This is a genomic window from Vreelandella salicampi (assembly GCF_013415105.1).
In the GTDB taxonomy this organism is placed as follows: Bacteria; Pseudomonadota; Gammaproteobacteria; order Pseudomonadales; family Halomonadaceae; genus Vreelandella; species Vreelandella salicampi.
Window position 1 is genome coordinate 48,603 of the sequence record NZ_JACCDF010000016.1, and the last position, 15,918, is coordinate 64,520.

Below are 15,918 nucleotides of genomic sequence, written 5' to 3' on the forward strand. Positions count from 1 at the left end.
GGTAAGGCATGGAAATTCGCTGGCTAGAAGACTTTATCGCCCTGGCCAGGACCCGACATTTCTCCCGCGCTGCTGACGAACAGCACGTTACCCAACCCACTTTCTCGCGGCGCATTAAGCTGCTTGAAGAAGAAATGGGCGTGACGCTGATTAACCGCCAAACGCTGCCGCTCTCGCTCACCCCCGCAGGGGAAGAGTTTCTCACACTGTGCGAGCAGGTGACCGAGCGGGTGCGCTTAACGCGTGATCGCGTGCGGGAGATCAATGCCGGGCAGCAGCGGCGCATCATGCTCGCCGCCCCGCAGAGCCTTTTGACGCATTTTTTGCCTGAATGGCTAGCGACAAGCGGCTGGCAAGCGCGCTTACAGCCCTATTTGCGCGCGACCACCTGGGTAGCGAGCGACTATTTTCAGGCGCTAGCCAGGGCCGAGTGTGATCTCGCGCTGTGCTATTGGCCGAGCGAGCGCTGCGAGCTGGATATCGACACCGGCAACTGTTTCTACCGCGTGGTGGGCCACGAGCGGCTCATACCGGTAACCTCGTTTACCGCCAACGGCGAGCCCAGCGCCCTACTGCCGGGCTCACGACAAGCGCCGCTGCCCTGGTTGGCTTACCCTAAACGCAGCCTGTTAGGAACGGTGTTAAAAACGCATCTCGCGCGCTTGTCGCAAAGCGCGTTTCTGACCGTGCAGAGTGAAATCTCTCATGCGGTGAGTATCAAAGAGTTACTTGCGCTGGGCTACGGGATGAGCTGGCTGCCCGAACGCACGGTGCAAGCCGAGCTCGCCAACGGTACGCTGGTGCGCGCCGGTGATAGCCGCTGGGATGTGCCGCTGGAACTGCGTCTCTATCGCCACCCGAGCCAGCACCATGCCGGGCTTGATACATTCTGGAATGAGCTGCCCTCATCGCGCAGCTAAGATTTCGTCAGCGACTCTTTTTCAAGGTTTATTATGTCTGAAACACTCCACCGTCAGCACAAAGCCCATATCGACAACTTGCTCAGCGCCTATCGCTCGCTCATGGCGCAGTACGATTACGACAGTATTGCACTCTACAGCGGCCATGCCTCACCCCACTACGGCGATGACCAAATGCCTAACTTTCAGGCATTTGGTCACTTTGTGCATTGGGTTCCGCTGGTGGAAGCCGAGCACAGCTGGCTCGTCGTCCACCGCGATAAGCGCCCTACTTTGTACCTCTACGCCCCGAACGACTTCTGGCATTTGCCGACCGTGCTCCCCGAAGAGCCATGGGTTGCCGAGTTCGATATACAACTATGTACCGATGCCTTCACGCCGTCGCTGAACGATAACACCGCGATCATCGGTAATATGGCCACGCTGCGTGAATGCGAAGATGCGCTACCCAACGGTCAAGCCAACCCCGAAACCCTCACGCATGCGCTCGATGAGCTACGCATGATCAAGAGTGACTACGAAATCACCTGCCTGCGTGAAGCCAATCGCCTCGCGATGGCAGGCCATGAGGCCGCCCATGCTGCCTTTGCCGGCGCCTGTTGCGAGCTGGATATTCAGCTCGCCTACCTAGCCGCAAGCCGTCAACGCGAATCACACGTACCCTATGCCAATATCATCGGCATGAACCAGCACGCGGGTGTTTTGCACTACCAGCACTACGATACCAGTGCTCCCACAAAGCGCTACAGCCTACTGGTGGATGCGGGGCGGCGTTTTCGCGGTTACAGCGCCGATATCACCCGCACCCACTTAGGGCCGGATGCGCCTGCGCTGTTCGAGACGCTTATCAGCGCTATGTATGCGGTAAAAGACCGCTTGATCGCGCAATTAGCGCCCGGTGTCGATTTTGTCGCCCTGCATGAGAAAATGCACCACGAACTGGCTGAGGTACTGATTGATCACGGTCTGTTTCGCGGCTCACGCGAAACGGCCGTCGCGGAAGGCGTTACCCGCGCGTTTTGCCCCCATGGCCTAGGTCACTCACTAGGGGTACAAGTACACGATGTAGCCGGGTTGCGCACGGCGAGCGGCGAGCCTGCCCCGGCACCCGAAAAACACCCGGCGCTGCGGTTAACCCGCACTCTAACGCCGGGCATGGTGGTCACCATTGAGCCGGGGCTCTATTTTATCCCGATGCTGCTCACGCCGCTGCGTAACACCGACCTGCCCATTAACTGGACGCTGGTCGATCAACTCATGCCCTGCGGCGGTATTCGCGTTGAGGACAATATCGCCATCACGCTAGATGGTTTCGACAACCTAACGCCGTAAACGGTAGCCATTTTACCGCTCAAACGGCCGCTTAAGATGGAAATTGATCAACAATCAGACATAAAAAAAGTCCCCCGAAGGGGACCCAGGTGGAGCACGCCAGCTCACTCGGTGTATCGCTAACCAAAAAGTCGCGATGTGGGCGATAAAGGGAGAGTCAGTTGCTGTCGCGAATGGCTCTTTTCAATCGCCCTTTGCCCTATACCTAGCGACAAGCGTGCCATAATTTAATAAATGCAATTAAATCAAATTGTTACAGGAAAACATGGTGGAATATTTTTTGTATCCCTTTTTCTTATAGGTTTACACGCACCAACAACGAACAATTTTACTTCCCTTTGTTGCAAGATGATGCAAGCAAGCGTTAAGGGGTTACGATAATTTTGATTTGCGATTTATCGTTGAGTAGCGCTTCAAATCCATCGTCAACAATGTCCGCCAGTGGGATCCGCTGCGTCACCATGTCTTCAACGCGGAAATAACCTTGCTCCATCAGCGCCATCACGGCGGGATAGATATGGCGATAAGCGATGATGCCTTTCATGGTGCGCTCTTTGATCACCAGGTCATTCGGCTGAAAGCTCGCTTCACCTTCCCAGATGCTAACCACCACCGTTTCACCGCCGGCATGGGTGCTGTGCAGCGCTTGATTAAGCACCTCGGGGATGCCGGTGACTTCAAACGCCACGTCGACGCCGCCGCTGCTGAGTGCCTGCAGCTTCTCAACCGCCTCGTCTTGCTTTGGATCAATAACGACAGCGCCTAACGATTCGGCCTTAGCTTTACGCGAGTCCGACACTTCCACGGCGTAAATTTGCGCGGCGCCAGCCGCTTTTAGCGCTTCAATCGTCATCAAACCAATCGGGCCAGCACCGAATACCACCGCGCTGTCACCGGCCTTTAAGCTGCTCTGGCGCACCGCATGCAAACCCACCGCCGCAGGCTCAACCAGCGCACCCTGCTCGAAGCTAAGCGCATCCGGCAGTTTGTGCACCATGTGCTCACCCAGCACGGTGAACTCAGAAAAGCCCCCACCACCGCCGGATAGCCCGTGAAAACCAAGTTCTGGGGTAAGGTTATAGCGCTCCATCAAGTAGGCGCCATCTTTGTTGGGCGATAAGATCGGTTCGATTGCCACACGATCACCGACTTGAACCCGCGTTACTTTATCGCCAACATCCACCACTTCCCCGGCGAACTCATGGCCCATAATGATGGGCGCCTGTTCACCGCTGATCGGGTGCGGCGCCCCCACCGGAATAAAAATCGGCCCAGCTGCGTATTCGTGCAAATCGCTGCCGCAAATACCACACGCGACGACTTTCACTTTGACCTCGTGAGAGTCGCGTACTTCTGGCACAGCGGCTTCCTCCACACGCAAATCTTTCGCCGCGTACCACACCGCTGCCTGCATTGTTGACTGAGTCATTTTGGTTGCCCTTCCTGTTAAGACGTATGGTGAACCGGCTGCAGGCCATACACGGGGGTATCGATCCCTTCCATGCGTGCTTTTAACTGCAGCGCTAAATAGCGTGAGTAGTGGCGCGACTGGTGCAGGTTGCCGCCGTGGAACCACAATGCTTCTTGCTGGGTGGGCTTCCACATATTGCGCAGCTCGCCTTCCCAAGGGCCAGGGTCTTTGGTGGTGTCAGAGCCCATTCCCCAGCATTTGCCTACTTTATCGGCCACTTCTTGGGAGATAAGCCGCGCCGCCCAGCCGTTCATCGAACCATAGCCGGTGGCATAGACGATCAAATCCGCCGGTAGCTCGCTGCCATCGGTGAGCATGATGGAATTCGGATTAATCTGCTCAATCCCCACACCGCTGCGCAGCTTGATGTCGCCATTGGCCACTAAATCGCAGGCACCCACATCGATGTAATACCCCGAACCCCGGCGCAGGTACTTCAAGAACAGCCCGGAGTCATCGTCTCCGAAATCGAGCATAAAGCCCGCGTCTTCAAGCTTCTGATAAAATTCCGCATCACGTTTCTTAATCGCCTCAAAGGCCGGGCGCTGAAAATCCGGCAGCACCTTGTAGGGGATCGAGGCAAAAATCAGGTCAGCTTTTTCGTGGGATAGACCGTTTTCTAAGGCCTCCTCCGAGTAAAGCGGCCTAAGCACCTCTTCCATGAGCGAATCAGACTTCACAATATGGGTGGACGAGCGCTGCAGCATGGTCACATCGGCGTCGTGCTCCCATAGCGCGGCGGCAATATCGTGAGCCGAGTTATTCGACCCTACAATGACGCATTTTTTTCCTTTATAGGAATCTGGCCCAGGATGCTGGCTAGAGTGCTGCTGCTCGCCTTCAAAGCTGTCTGCCCCCGGGAAGCTTGGAATATTGGGCATACCCGACATCCCAGTGGCCATCACCAGTTGCTTAGGCCTTAGCGTGATCTCTTCACCGTTGCGCTTCACGTTAACCACCCACTCACCCGCGGTCTCGTCATAATTAGCATTCTGACACTCGGTGGAACTCCAATAATTGAGCTCCATCACCTTTGTGTACATCTCCAGCCAATCACCCAGTTTGTCTTTTGGGGTAAACACCGGCCAGTTTTCCGGGAAGGGAATATAAGGCAGGTGGTCGTACCAAACCGGATCGTGCAAGCAGAGCGACTTATAGCGCTTGCGCCAGGAATCCCCCGCGCGCTCGTTGCGCTCGATAATAATCGTCGGCACCCCCATCTGCTTCAGCCGGGCGCCCAAGCCAATACCGCCCTGGCCGCCACCAATAACCACGCAGTAAGGCTGTCGGGTGTAACCCAGCTCAGCTTCTTCGTGCTCGCGAGATTCCAACCATGTTTCACGCTGCTTGTTGGCACCGTGCTCTGCCCCTTTAGGACGATGGTGATTACACTGCTCAGGGTAGTCGTTCAACTCTTGCATGGTGGTTAATAGTGTCCAGCACTTACCTTTTTTAAGGCGCAAATATCCTTTGCCGCTGGCCACCGCTGTTTGAAAAGTAAGCCATGCCTCGCAAATTTCACCGTTCTGAGTCGCTTCGCCTTCTAGTTGCCAACCTGAAGGCAACGTGTTCGCCAGGGTTGCATTCAGCATGGCCTGAATCTCATCTTTGCCTTCGCAGGTTTTTAAATTCCAGGTGAAGGTAAGAAAGTCGCGCCAGTAGCACTCGTCACCGAACAACGTGAGCACACGTTCAATATCTTGTGCCTGCAGTGCTGTGTCGAAGTCATGTAGCCACGATTGAACAGTGGCTGTAGCGGATTGTGGTGTTTGTGTCTGTGACATAGCAGAAACTCCATGTGCGGTTGTTATTGTGGATTGACTTGTGATGCTCTCAAGCCTAAGCAGCTGCCATGCCAAATGGATCAGATTAAGAAATAAGCATTTGAAACGTATGGGGATTATTGGTGCGTTGGAGGCGAAATAAGACAACGCAGGCACCGTACACCTGTCACGCTATTTACACTCAAGCGTTACAGGTGTAACGCACGACTAACGGCGTAAGCTTGCCGCGTTGACTCTGAGGGGAAAGCGCATAGGCTGAAAGGAAAATCCTGGATTATAGAATAACAACACCGCCCAGCGAGTCACGCTATGCTTCATCAAACCCCCTTAACTACACGGCTTCAATCCGAACAGCGTCGGCATATCGAGCATATTTTTCAGCTCGGCGAAGGGCTGGATGCCCCGTGTTTGCCAGCGCAAGCCCCCATTCGTCGTTCCTGGCTTCGTTGCCTAAACGAATACCAGTTAGACCCCACAAAGCCACGCCCCGCGAGAGTCGTGCCCCAGCAAACGCTTATCGAGCATCGAGAATCTGTCGATGAGCTGTTGCATGTCGCGCGCGCCGGGGTCGACCAGCTCTATGGGCAGATTGCTCAACTCGGCTACGTGCTACTAGTGACCGACCACCGCGGCATTACCGTTGAGTTTCGAGGTGACCCCAACCAAGACCAGCAACTACGCAAAGCGGGCCTCTATCTCGGCGCCGACTGGGACGAACGCTTCGCAGGCACTTGCGCCGTGGGCACCTGCCTACATGATCGCCAAGCTATCATCTGCCACCACCAGGAACACTTCGACGCCACGCATATTTCGCTAACCTGTACCGCCGCCCCCATTACCGACCCCGAAGGTAATGTCATGGCCGTGTTGGACATCTCTGCACTACAGTCGCCCACCCAGCATGAAAGCCAAAACTTTAGCCTATCGCTAGTAACGCTTTATGCGCGCATGATTGAAGATGCCTATTTTCTTCAGCGCTATCGCGACTGCTTGATGGTACGTCTCGATACCTCGCGGGAATTTGTGCATGTCAACGGGCGAGGTCTCATCGCCATTGAAGAAAGCGGGCAAGTGATTGCCGCCAATGCGGTGGGCCGCGAGCTGATCGCCGAACACCAGCACCGCTGGCCACCCTGGTCGGCTCATCACGCTCCAATGCTGAGTGAACTATTCGAGTGTGAGATCGCCGATATACTCAGCATCAACAGCGGCACTGACGATCAACTGCGTGCCTTCCGCGCTCGCGCCAGCAATACCATCCACTTCATTAGCCTGCTGGAACCCCGCCGCCCCCGCATGGCTCAACAGGCATCGCCTCCTAGTTCTGAACTGCCTGAACCCCTAGCCCGGCTTGGCGCCGACGACCCTGCCATGCGCAAAGTGCAAAAACTGGCCAAACGGTTGCGTAATGAAGCGAACGTCAACGTGCTGATTAGCGGTGAGACCGGCACGGGCAAAGAGGTCGTTGCCCGTGCCCTGCATGAAAGCGGTAACCGCGCCAGCAAACCGTTTATCGCGGTCAACTGTGCGGCCATTCCCGAGTCACTCATCGAAAGCGAATTGTTTGGCTACGAACCTGGGGCATTTACCGGCGGCCGCTCAAAAGGGATGCGCGGGCTTATTCCCCAAGCCGACGGTGGTACGCTATTTTTGGATGAAATCGGCGATATGCCATTGGCGTTGCAAACACGGCTTCTGCGGGTACTGGCCGAACGGGAAGTGATGCCACTAGGTGCCAATACGCCGGTAAAGATTGATATTCGCGTCATCACGGCAACACACCGCCATATCGAAGAGATGATCCAGCAAGGAGAATTCCGCGAAGATCTCTATTACCGGCTAAACGGCGCGCAGCTCCCCCTACCCCCGCTACGCGAACGCGCCGATAAGCTTTACGTTATTCGCCGCGTGTTTGACGACATCATCCAGGAGCGAGCATCCAGCCTATCACCCCGCCTGCGCGCCGATGCCATCAGCGCCCTGCTCGCCTATGCTTGGCCAGGCAATATCCGCCAGCTAAAAAATGCGCTGGCTTTTGCAATGGCCACCTCGGAAAGCGACGAAATAACCGTTCATGACTTGCCAGAACAATGCCTTAGCCAGCGTATTACCCACAACGTGGCTGCTCAGCTTGAAGGCAACACGAGCGAGGCCCATTCAGGCTCACTTATCCTCCTGCTAAAGCAACATCACTGGAATATAAGCGCCGTCGCCCGCGAGTTAGGTGTTTCACGACCAACGGTATACCGGCAAATGCATCGCCAGGGCATTGTTCCGCCAAATTGGCATGAGTGACAAAAGAGACGGTTGATAAAGGTAGCAGCCAGTGGTTGGCCTTAGAGATAGCCCTCACGTACACTTGTTTGAAATCATTTTTACCAAAAGCCGAGGCACCCAATGGCGTTTGACTCTACCTCCTCCTACATTGCAACCGATGCGCTCAAGCAGGCCGTCAATGCCGCTGTCACGTTGGAGCGCCCGCTACTGATCAAGGGCGAACCCGGCACCGGTAAAACCCTTTTGGCCGAGGAAATGGCCGAATCACTCGGCACCCAGTTGATCACATGGCATATCAAATCCAGCACCAAGGCGGCTCAGGGTTTATACGAGTACGATGCCGTCAGCCGCCTGCGCGACTCCCAGCTGGGTGTTGAAGGCGTGGAAAACGTCGCCAACTACATCAAACCAGGAAAGCTCTGGGAGGCCTTTAGCGCCGATGAGCGCGTTGTGCTATTGATTGACGAGATCGACAAAGCGGATATCGAATTTCCCAATGACCTACTTCAAGAACTCGACCGCATGGAGTTTCACGTCTACGAGACCGGTGAAACCGTCCGCGCCGAGAAGCGCCCGATTATCGTCATCACCTCGAACAATGAAAAAGAGCTGCCCGATGCGTTTCTGCGCCGCTGCTTTTTCCACTATATCGAATTTCCCGACCGCGAGACCATGCAGGCGATTGTCGACGTACATTTCCCAGACATTGCCCCTAGGCTTGTCAGCGACGCGTTGGAGGTTTTTTTCGACCTACGCGCCGCGCCGGGCCTGAAGAAAAAGCCCTCCACCTCTGAGCTGGTCGACTGGCTGAAACTGTTGATGGCCGATGAGCTGGCCGAAGAAGCACTCTATGACCGCGACCCTGGTAAGGCATTGCCACCGATGGCCGGTGCGCTGGTCAAAAACGAGCAGGACACTCAATTGCTGGAACGCCTAGCGTTTATGCTACGTAGGAAAGGCCGCTAAGCCATGTTTATTGGCCTATTTGACACCCTTAAGCGTGCGGGGGTACCCGTATCGTTGCGCGAGTTATTGGACCTTCACGCGGTAGTTGAACGCGGCGTGGTGTTTGCCGATATGGAAGCGTTCTACCAAGTGGCGCGCACGGTCATGGTCAAAGACGAACGCTACTTTGACCGTTTTGATCGTGCCTTCGCCGCCTGGTTTAAAGGGCTTGAAGACATGGACGCCGCCATTGAAGCGCTGATCCCCGACGACTGGCTGCGCCGAGAATTTGAGAAACAGCTAACAGACGAGGAAAAAGCCAAGATCGAATCGCTGGGCGGGCTCGAAGAGCTCATCGAAACGTTCAAAAAACGCCTGGAAGAGCAAAAAGAGCGCCACGCGGGCGGCAACAAGTGGATCGGCACCGGCGGCACTAGCCCATTTGGCGCCTACGGCTATAACCCGGAAGGTATTCGGATCGGCCAGGATGGCTCCCGCCACCGCCGCGCCATCAAGGTGTGGGACGAGCGGCGCTTTCGCGACTACGATGACTCGCTAGAACTCGGCACGCGCAATATCAAAATGGCGCTGCGTCGCCTACGTAAGTTTGCCCGCCAGGGCGCGTTAGAGGAGTTCGATGTCGACAGCACCATCCGCGAAACGGCGCGCGACGGTGGCCTGCTAAACGTACAGATGCGCCCAGAGCGTCATAATGCAGTGAAAGTGCTTTTATTGCTCGATGTTGGCGGCTCCATGGACGACCACATCCGCACCTGTGAAGAGCTCTTTTCGGCGGCCCGCTCAGAGTTCAAGCACCTTGAAGCCTACTACTTCCATAACTGTATTTATGAAGGGCTTTGGCGCAGCAATGCTCAGAGCCAGGCCCGGCGCTTTGAAGAGCGTATTCCAACAATGGATATACTTCACACTTACGGCGATGACTATCAGGTAGTGATCGTGGGTGATGCGGCTATGTCACCGTATGAAATCACTCACCCAGGCGGTAGCGTCGAGCATTTTAACGACGAGCCGGGCGGCGTATGGCTTAAGCGCGTCACTGAGAAATTCCCCCGCCTAGCCTGGCTTAACCCCATGCCACCGCGCGCCTGGGAGTACACCTATTCGACTCAGCTGATTCGCGACATCATTGATGACCGCATGTATCCCATGACCCTGGCGGGGTTAGAAACCGCCATGCGCGAGCTAGCAAAATAAATCATCGAGAAGGTCTTCACCCCCCCACTTTGGGGAGTGGGTTCACATAGTGGCCACTCCCCAGCGCTTCCGCTTTAACTATTCGAGGGTTTAAAAAGTCCAGCCAAACGCTGGCGCTCATCCTCTTCATAGAAGCTCGGGTCATCGAATAGGTCATGCTGGGTATCATCGAAGATCATTTCCAATGCCTCTGCACTACTTTGTACCATCGGCTCAAAGTGGGCGGTACGAGTAACCAAGGCCGTTACGCGGCGGCGACGATAAATGGCATAACCCCCCAGCAAGGTAAACACGCAAGCAATATAAATCGGCAGACCGTGCCCACCTACCGCTGTCATCAATGACCCCGCCGCAATCGGCGCAACGGCGCAACCCGCGCCGTGCATGACCAGCATATCCGCCGAGCCGGAGACAATTTCATCCGGGTGCAGCTGGTCGATCAACTGCGCCACCGCCAGCGGATAGAGCGAAAACGCTAAACCGCCCCAAATAAAATACAGCCCCAACAACACGTCATGGCTGGGCGCAAAAGGCATGCCCGCTGCCACCAACGCCGCAAGAAAGACCACCCAAGTCATCACGCTGGGGCGGTCGTGTTTATCGGAGAAGCGCCCGATGGGTATCTGCAGTAGCGCGCCACCGACAATCGCCACGCTCATCACCAGCCCAACTCCGCCAATATCAAACCCCAATTGCGTGGCGTACACCGGGGTCATCGACCAGAACGCGCCCATCGCGAGCCCCGATAACGCGGCGGAAGCCACCGCCAGGGGCGCAAAGCCCAATAACGCCCGTAGGCTACTTTTAGGCCGCTCGGGGATTTTTGGCTGAACGCGCCGCGTCAGGGTGATGGGTAACAACGCCCAGCTTATCAAAATGGCAATCACCACAAAGAGTAAAAAGCCTTGCGGCGAGGATAGCCGCAGTAGCTGCTGAGCCGTGGCCAGTGCGCCCAAATTGACCACCATATAGACAGCAAAAATACGCCCCCGCTCATGGCTGGCGGCTTGGCTATTCAGCCAGCTCTCTATCACGGTTACCAAGGTGATAAACGAAAGTCCGTAGATCACCCGCAACGGCAGCCATACCCACGGGTTGATAAACACCAGGTGCAACAGCGCCACCGAGGCACAAATAGAGGCGCAGAAGCCAAAGGTACGAATATGCCCCATACGCCGAATTAGGCGCCCGCTCACCCAGGTACCACAGATAAAGCCGACAAAGTAGCCGGACATAATCATCCCCAGCACCGCGCTGGAGAAGCCCTCCCCCGTGCCGCGCAACGTCAGCAGCGTATTCAGCAAACCATTGCCTAGCAGCAACAGTGCTACGCTCCATAAGATCGATTTAACCGGTTTGAGCATCGCCAATGAACGCATTGAGCTACCTCGCAGCAGTCTTCCCAAAGGGAATGCAAGAAGTTGATGCATAAAGAGTGCCATTGGCGGCTTTCAAGACAATCATTGACAGGCTAACGTTCTTTATATAGAACGTTCTATATAAAGAACAGCATAGAGAACGGCAGAAAGCCCCATGGATAAGCTCTCACTCAACACGCTGGGCCAGCACCTTCAAACACTTCGGCTTGAACGGGGCTGGTCGTTGTCGCAGTTAGCTAATGCCGCTGGCATCGCTAAATCTAATTTAAGCCGCCTGGAACAAGGTAACGGCAACCCGACCCTGGATACCATCTGGCGGTTGGCGGTGCAGCTAAATGTACCTTTCGGCACGCTAGTCGAGCCGATCAGCGTGCCGCTGGGCGAAGAAGATGGCGTGCAGGTGCGCTTGATCGACCAAGGCAAAGACACCCCTCAGGTAGATGCTTATTGGATGCGCTGCGCGCCTCATACACTTCGCCATGCCGAAGCCCATACACCGGGAACGCGTGAATCGCTAACGCTGATTAGCGGCTGGCTGGAAGCGGGGCCAGAGGGGGCAACCACGGTACTGACACCGGGAGAGGCCATCACCTTCGCCGCCGACCAAGCGCATCTTTACCGCACCCATGCAGCAGATGCCACTTTGATGATGACCATCACCTACGGAGCAGAAGGCCAAACACCATGAGCGAACTTACTAGCCACTCCCCGGGCCGTAGCGCGCTACAGGGCGTGCGTGAAGCCATCCCGCTATTGGGCGGCTACATTCCGGTGGCGCTGTCGTTTGGCTTAGTGGCCACCCAAGCTGGTTTTAGCACGTGGGAAGCCACGGCTATATCTGCGTTAGTTTACGCTGGCGCTTCGCAGTTTTTGTTTGTGGGCATGATCGCCACCGGTGCACCGCTGTGGCTGGTGGTGGCGATGACATTGCTGATTAACGTGCGCCATGTGGTATATGGCCCTAACCTGGCGGCGTTATTGCCGCGCAGCCGCCACTGGCCTTGGCTAATGCACGGCCTCACCGATCAGGTATTTGCCCTGGCATTGACCCGGCTGCCGCAACTGCCCGAGGCAAAGCGGTTTAGTTGGTTTTTGGGTGCATCGCTGCTGGCCTGGGGCGCCTGGATAATTGGCACCACGGTAGGCGCCACCGCCGGGGAAACGTTAACGGCCCGCTGGCCGCTATTGGGCGAGATTATGCCCTTCGCGCTACCCGCGCTGTTTATGACCATGGTGGCACCGCGCTTTACCAACAAACGCTGGGCAGTCGCCATGGGCTGCACCATTTTAGCAGCACTGTGTTTAACGCTGGTCGGCTGGAGCAACGTAGCCATCCCCCTCGCGGCGGCCTGCGGCGCGCTGTGCTTCTATACAGTCAAATTCGAAACAAGGAGGCGTACATCATGAGCACTGCACTTTGGCTAGCCGTTGTCGTGTCTGCCTTGGGCACGCTGCTGATGCGGGTAGTGCCGTTTTTATGGATGCAGCGCCGTTTAAACAGCGATACCGGACTCAACAATATGCCCCAATGGCTGAGCATTCTTGGCCCGCTGATGATTGCTGCCGTGCTGGGGGTGTCGATTGTGCCGGTTAACCCCAGCGCTGTTTCCTGGACCGCTACCGTCATTGGGCTTTCCGTCACGCTACTGGTGTGGTCGCGGGTGCGCTCACTGGGCTGGCCAGTGGCGGCCGGGGTCGCAGTGTTTGGGGTGGTGGAGGTAGCGGCTCTCATTTGGTAATGCTTTGCGGCAGGCGATTGAAGGAGAAGACCTGCGTACTATTAGCGAGTGCTGACTGTATTTTCACGCACTAAACTCGCTCTCTCCCGCACTACACTCACCACGCAAGGCGCTCGTCAATGCTTGTCGCAGCGCGACGCCTTGAATGCCCTGGCCCAGCAGCACGATCAACTTCGCCACGCCAGCTTCCGGGGAGATATCGCCTCCAGCGATGACACCTGCTTTATTTAGCGCCGCGCCGGTGGCGTAAGCTCCCTGTACAACGTCACCTTGTTCGCACTGTGTCACGTTCAAAAGCGCAACGCCGCGTTCATTGGCCGCCGTTAAAGCGCTTAGCAGCTCGCCTTCAAAGCTGGGCGGGTTGCCCACCCCGTAACTGTAAAGCACTAGCCCTTTTAGGGTCTCATCGGCCAATAACATCTTCGCACGTCGCAGCGACATACCGGGGTGCAGCGGCAGAACCGCCACTGCATCAGGGTCCAGCTCGATAGGTGAAAAGCTGGGAGTGCCGGTTGGCAGTGCTGCCTGTTGGTTAAGCGATACGCCAATACCAAGCTCCCCTAGCCACGGGAAGTTGGGAGAATCAAACGCGTCTAAACCTTGGGTACGCACTTTGCGCGCCCGGTTGCCGCGTAGCAGCCGGTCATGAAATACCAGGCTGACTTCGCAAGGGGTGTCTGGATGCGCCGCCAACTGCAGAGCGCTGACCACATTACTCAGCGCGTCGCTGCGGGGCTCACCCAGTGGAATTTGGGAGCCGGTGAAGATCACCGGCTTGTCTAGCGCGCCGAGCATAAACGAAAGCGCCGCAGCGCTATACGCCATGGTATCGGTGCCGTGGAGCACGATAAAAGCATCGTAGCGATGCCAGTGGCTTTTTAGCTGTGCCACCAAGCGGTTCCAGGCCTCGGGCATTAACTCGGCGCTATCAATCAGCGGCTGCATTTCCATGACATCAAACGCTGGCAGCCGCTCAAGGTCGCCCAGTGCCAAATGCGCCGCTAAGCGTTCGTCCAGCCCCGCGCAGGGTACATAGCCTTGCGGCGAAGGCTGCATACCGATGGTGCCGCCTGTGTAGAGCATGAGTACGCGGGGCATGGGCGTTCCTTTTTCTTATGCGATAATACGTGCGCAAATTTACTTAGAAGGCGCGTTTTGCAAGCGCTCTTTTAACGCTTGCGCTTCTTCTGGGTCGAGTTCCCAGGCTTTAGGATCCAGGTCGAGATCCGGATGCTGGTTAGCATCAAAAATCGGCTGTTTGATGCCCTGGCGACGCTGCACATCGAAGTCTTTCAAAATGCGTAGACCGCATTTGAACAGCATGATTAGCGCAATCAGGTTGACCACTGCCAGAAGGCCCATGGTGACATCGGCAAAACCGAACACGGTGCCCAAATCAGTCGTCGCACCCCAGCAAACCAGCAGCACAATGGCGACACGGAAGGCGTTAAACAGGTTCTGGTTATCGCGGCTAAAGAAGTTCAAGCTGTTCTCGCCCAAGTAGTAGTTGTACAAAATGGTGCTGAAGGCAAACAGCAGCAGCGCCAGGCTAACAAAAGTGCGGCCCCACTCGCCGACGTGATCGGCCAACGCCGCCTGGGTAAGCGCAATGCCTTCAACGCCGCCAGCGACGGAGGGATCGTATGCACCGCTAAGCAAAATGACGAATGCGGTAGCGGAACAGATAATCACCGTATCGATGAATACCGAAAACGCCTGCACGATGCCCTGGTTGGCCGGGTGCGGCACATAGGCCACCGCCGCCACGTTGGGCGCACTGCCTAAGCCCGCTTCATTGGAGAACAGGCCGCGCTTCAAGCCCATCATGATCGCCGCGCCAATACCGCCACCGACGACTGGTTCAAGCCCGAAGGCACTTTTCACGATCAAGGCAACAATCCAGGGGATCTCACCAATATTCATGGCGATGACCAGCAGCGCGATGGCGATATAGCTCACCGCCATAAAGGGCACCAACACCTCAGAGATACGCGCGATGCGCTTAATACCACCGAAGATAATCAGCCCGACAAGCATCGCCAGGGCAATACCGCTATACAGCACCGGCACGCCGAAAGCGTCGCCGAAGGAGGTTGCCACTGCATAGGATTGCAGCGCGGTAAAAGCAAAGCCGAAGGTCAACAGCAGCAGTATCGAGTAGAACGCTGCCAGCCAGCGCCACTGCTTACCCAGCCCTTTAACAATGTAGTACGCAGGGCCTCCGCGATAAGTGCCATCGCCTTCGGCCTCTTTATACGTCTGCGCCAGGGTGCATTCCAAAAAGCTGGTGGCCATGCCCATCAAACCGACTAGCCACATCCAGAAAATCGCCCCTGGGCCACCCAGCGTAATCGCAACGGCAACGCCGGCGATGTTGCCACCACCGACGCGCCCGGCCACTGAAAGCACCAGCGCCTGAAACGAGCTTAAATGACCATGTTTGTTGCGCTTAAAGGCTTGGCCGGAACCCAGGATACGAAACATTTGGCCGAAGTAACGAAACTGCACAAAGCGGGACGCAACGGTAAAACCGATACCAACCCCCACCAACAGCACTAGTAGGACCTTGCCCCAGAGGAGGTCATTGAGCATATCGAGCATGTGATTCTCTCCGCGTTTTTGTATTAGCGTTATGTTTGAATTCGCGTGTTGCGGAGAACGTTTTACCAAGCCTGAAACAAGAATAAATTTGGCGCAGCGGTGCAGTTGGTTGCACTCGCTGCACCATCTGCTGCACCATACTGCGTCACCTATAAAAATGATGCGCCTAGTGAGAGACCTGGACTTCCCTTGAAGTACCTTCCGGCAGCTCTACCTGGTTTTTGAAAACCTGCTTGTCGCGGTGAATTTTCCGGA

13 protein-coding genes are annotated in these 15,918 nt (G+C 56.1%); 8 read left to right on the forward strand and 5 right to left on the reverse strand.

Translation table 11 applies throughout. The features are described 5' to 3' along the window. Positions 1–8: 8 nt before the first annotated feature. Positions 9–920 (forward strand): LysR family transcriptional regulator, encoded by a 912-nt coding sequence (locus HZS81_RS15680; protein ID WP_179931456.1) that lies wholly within the window; start codon positions 9–11, stop codon positions 918–920. A gap of 33 nt (positions 921–953) precedes the next feature. Beyond that, positions 954–2,252, forward strand: coding sequence for a Xaa-Pro dipeptidase (gene pepQ / locus HZS81_RS15685; RefSeq protein WP_179931457.1), 1,299 nt, complete (start codon positions 954–956; stop codon positions 2,250–2,252). 364 nt (positions 2,253–2,616) lie between these two features. On the opposite strand, the gene HZS81_RS15690 is transcribed toward pepQ, so the two are convergent. Both HZS81_RS15690 and HZS81_RS15695 read right to left on the reverse strand, forming a co-directional pair. Further along, entirely contained in the window at positions 2,617–3,681 is a 1,065-nt protein-coding gene (locus tag HZS81_RS15690) for a 2,3-butanediol dehydrogenase (RefSeq protein ID WP_277815008.1), read from the reverse strand. Between the two features lie 17 nt (positions 3,682–3,698). After that, on the reverse strand, positions 3,699–5,507 hold the full coding sequence (locus HZS81_RS15695) for an NAD(P)/FAD-dependent oxidoreductase (protein ID WP_179931458.1): 1,809 nt from the start codon (positions 5,505–5,507) through the stop codon (positions 3,699–3,701). A 309-nt stretch (positions 5,508–5,816) separates the two neighbouring features. Between HZS81_RS15695 and HZS81_RS15700 the strand changes: the two genes are divergently transcribed. The 3 genes from HZS81_RS15700 to HZS81_RS15710 all read left to right on the forward strand — a co-directional run bounded on the left by HZS81_RS15700 (position 5,817) and on the right by HZS81_RS15710 (position 9,944). After that, complete coding sequence (locus HZS81_RS15700; protein ID WP_179931459.1) at positions 5,817–7,802, forward strand: sigma-54-dependent Fis family transcriptional regulator; 1,986 nt, start codon at positions 5,817–5,819, stop codon at positions 7,800–7,802. Positions 7,803–7,904: 102 nt separating this feature from the next. Then, on the forward strand, positions 7,905–8,750 hold the full coding sequence (locus HZS81_RS15705; RefSeq protein WP_179931460.1) for an AAA family ATPase: 846 nt from the start codon (positions 7,905–7,907) through the stop codon (positions 8,748–8,750). 3 nt (positions 8,751–8,753) lie between these two features. Continuing rightward, positions 8,754–9,944, forward strand: coding sequence for a vWA domain-containing protein (locus tag HZS81_RS15710; protein ID WP_179931461.1), 1,191 nt, complete (start codon positions 8,754–8,756; stop codon positions 9,942–9,944). Between the two features lie 74 nt (positions 9,945–10,018). Here HZS81_RS15710 and HZS81_RS15715 read toward each other — a convergent pair whose 3' ends face one another. Next, positions 10,019–11,323 (reverse strand): MFS transporter, encoded by a 1,305-nt coding sequence (locus tag HZS81_RS15715; protein WP_179931462.1) that lies wholly within the window; start codon positions 11,321–11,323, stop codon positions 10,019–10,021. Positions 11,324–11,477: 154 nt separating this feature from the next. Between HZS81_RS15715 and HZS81_RS15720 the strand changes: the two genes are divergently transcribed. From HZS81_RS15720 to HZS81_RS15730, 3 genes are read left to right on the forward strand one after another with little or no spacing between them, the layout of a single operon-like run. Next, complete coding sequence (locus HZS81_RS15720) at positions 11,478–12,011, forward strand: helix-turn-helix domain-containing protein (protein ID WP_179931463.1); 534 nt, start codon at positions 11,478–11,480, stop codon at positions 12,009–12,011. Then, a complete protein-coding gene (locus HZS81_RS15725) occupies positions 12,008–12,730 on the forward strand; it encodes an AzlC family ABC transporter permease (protein ID WP_179931464.1) in 723 nt (240 codons plus the stop codon). Before HZS81_RS15720 ends, HZS81_RS15725 begins: the two co-directional genes overlap by 4 nt. Next, entirely contained in the window at positions 12,727–13,062 is a 336-nt protein-coding gene (locus HZS81_RS15730) for an AzlD domain-containing protein (RefSeq protein ID WP_179931465.1), read from the forward strand. Before HZS81_RS15725 ends, HZS81_RS15730 begins: the two co-directional genes overlap by 4 nt. Before the next feature lie 63 nt (positions 13,063–13,125). On the opposite strand, the gene HZS81_RS15735 is transcribed toward HZS81_RS15730, so the two are convergent. Both HZS81_RS15735 and HZS81_RS15740 read right to left on the reverse strand, forming a co-directional pair. Then, positions 13,126–14,160 (reverse strand): type I asparaginase, encoded by a 1,035-nt coding sequence (locus HZS81_RS15735; RefSeq protein WP_179931466.1) that lies wholly within the window; start codon positions 14,158–14,160, stop codon positions 13,126–13,128. A gap of 39 nt (positions 14,161–14,199) precedes the next feature. Further along, the gene (locus tag HZS81_RS15740; RefSeq protein WP_179931467.1) at positions 14,200–15,663 is read right to left on the reverse strand and encodes an alanine/glycine:cation symporter family protein; all 1,464 of its coding nucleotides are present in this window, start codon (positions 15,661–15,663) and stop codon (positions 14,200–14,202) included. Between the last annotated feature and the right edge of the window lie 255 nt (positions 15,664–15,918).

What these genes read in the sequence shown, in the direction of transcription:
- HZS81_RS15680 (WP_179931456.1), top strand. Translation starts at nt 9, where the DNA reads ATGGAAATTCGCTGGCTAGAAGACTTTATCGCCCTGGCCAGGACCCGA.
- pepQ (WP_179931457.1), top strand. Translation starts at nt 954, where the DNA reads ATGTCTGAAACACTCCACCGTCAGCACAAAGCCCATATCGACAACTTG.
- HZS81_RS15690 (WP_277815008.1), bottom strand. Translation starts at nt 3,681, where the DNA reads ATGACTCAGTCAACAATGCAGGCAGCGGTGTGGTACGCGGCGAAAGAT.
- HZS81_RS15695 (WP_179931458.1), bottom strand. Translation starts at nt 5,507, where the DNA reads ATGTCACAGACACAAACACCACAATCCGCTACAGCCACTGTTCAATCG.
- HZS81_RS15700 (WP_179931459.1), top strand. Translation starts at nt 5,817, where the DNA reads ATGCTTCATCAAACCCCCTTAACTACACGGCTTCAATCCGAACAGCGT.
- HZS81_RS15705 (WP_179931460.1), top strand. Translation starts at nt 7,905, where the DNA reads ATGGCGTTTGACTCTACCTCCTCCTACATTGCAACCGATGCGCTCAAG.
- HZS81_RS15710 (WP_179931461.1), top strand. Translation starts at nt 8,754, where the DNA reads ATGTTTATTGGCCTATTTGACACCCTTAAGCGTGCGGGGGTACCCGTA.
- HZS81_RS15715 (WP_179931462.1), bottom strand. Translation starts at nt 11,323, where the DNA reads ATGCGTTCATTGGCGATGCTCAAACCGGTTAAATCGATCTTATGGAGC.
- HZS81_RS15720 (WP_179931463.1), top strand. Translation starts at nt 11,478, where the DNA reads ATGGATAAGCTCTCACTCAACACGCTGGGCCAGCACCTTCAAACACTT.
- HZS81_RS15725 (WP_179931464.1), top strand. Translation starts at nt 12,008, where the DNA reads ATGAGCGAACTTACTAGCCACTCCCCGGGCCGTAGCGCGCTACAGGGC.
- HZS81_RS15730 (WP_179931465.1), top strand. Translation starts at nt 12,727, where the DNA reads ATGAGCACTGCACTTTGGCTAGCCGTTGTCGTGTCTGCCTTGGGCACG.
- HZS81_RS15735 (WP_179931466.1), bottom strand. Translation starts at nt 14,160, where the DNA reads ATGCCCCGCGTACTCATGCTCTACACAGGCGGCACCATCGGTATGCAG.
- HZS81_RS15740 (WP_179931467.1), bottom strand. Translation starts at nt 15,663, where the DNA reads ATGCTCGATATGCTCAATGACCTCCTCTGGGGCAAGGTCCTACTAGTG.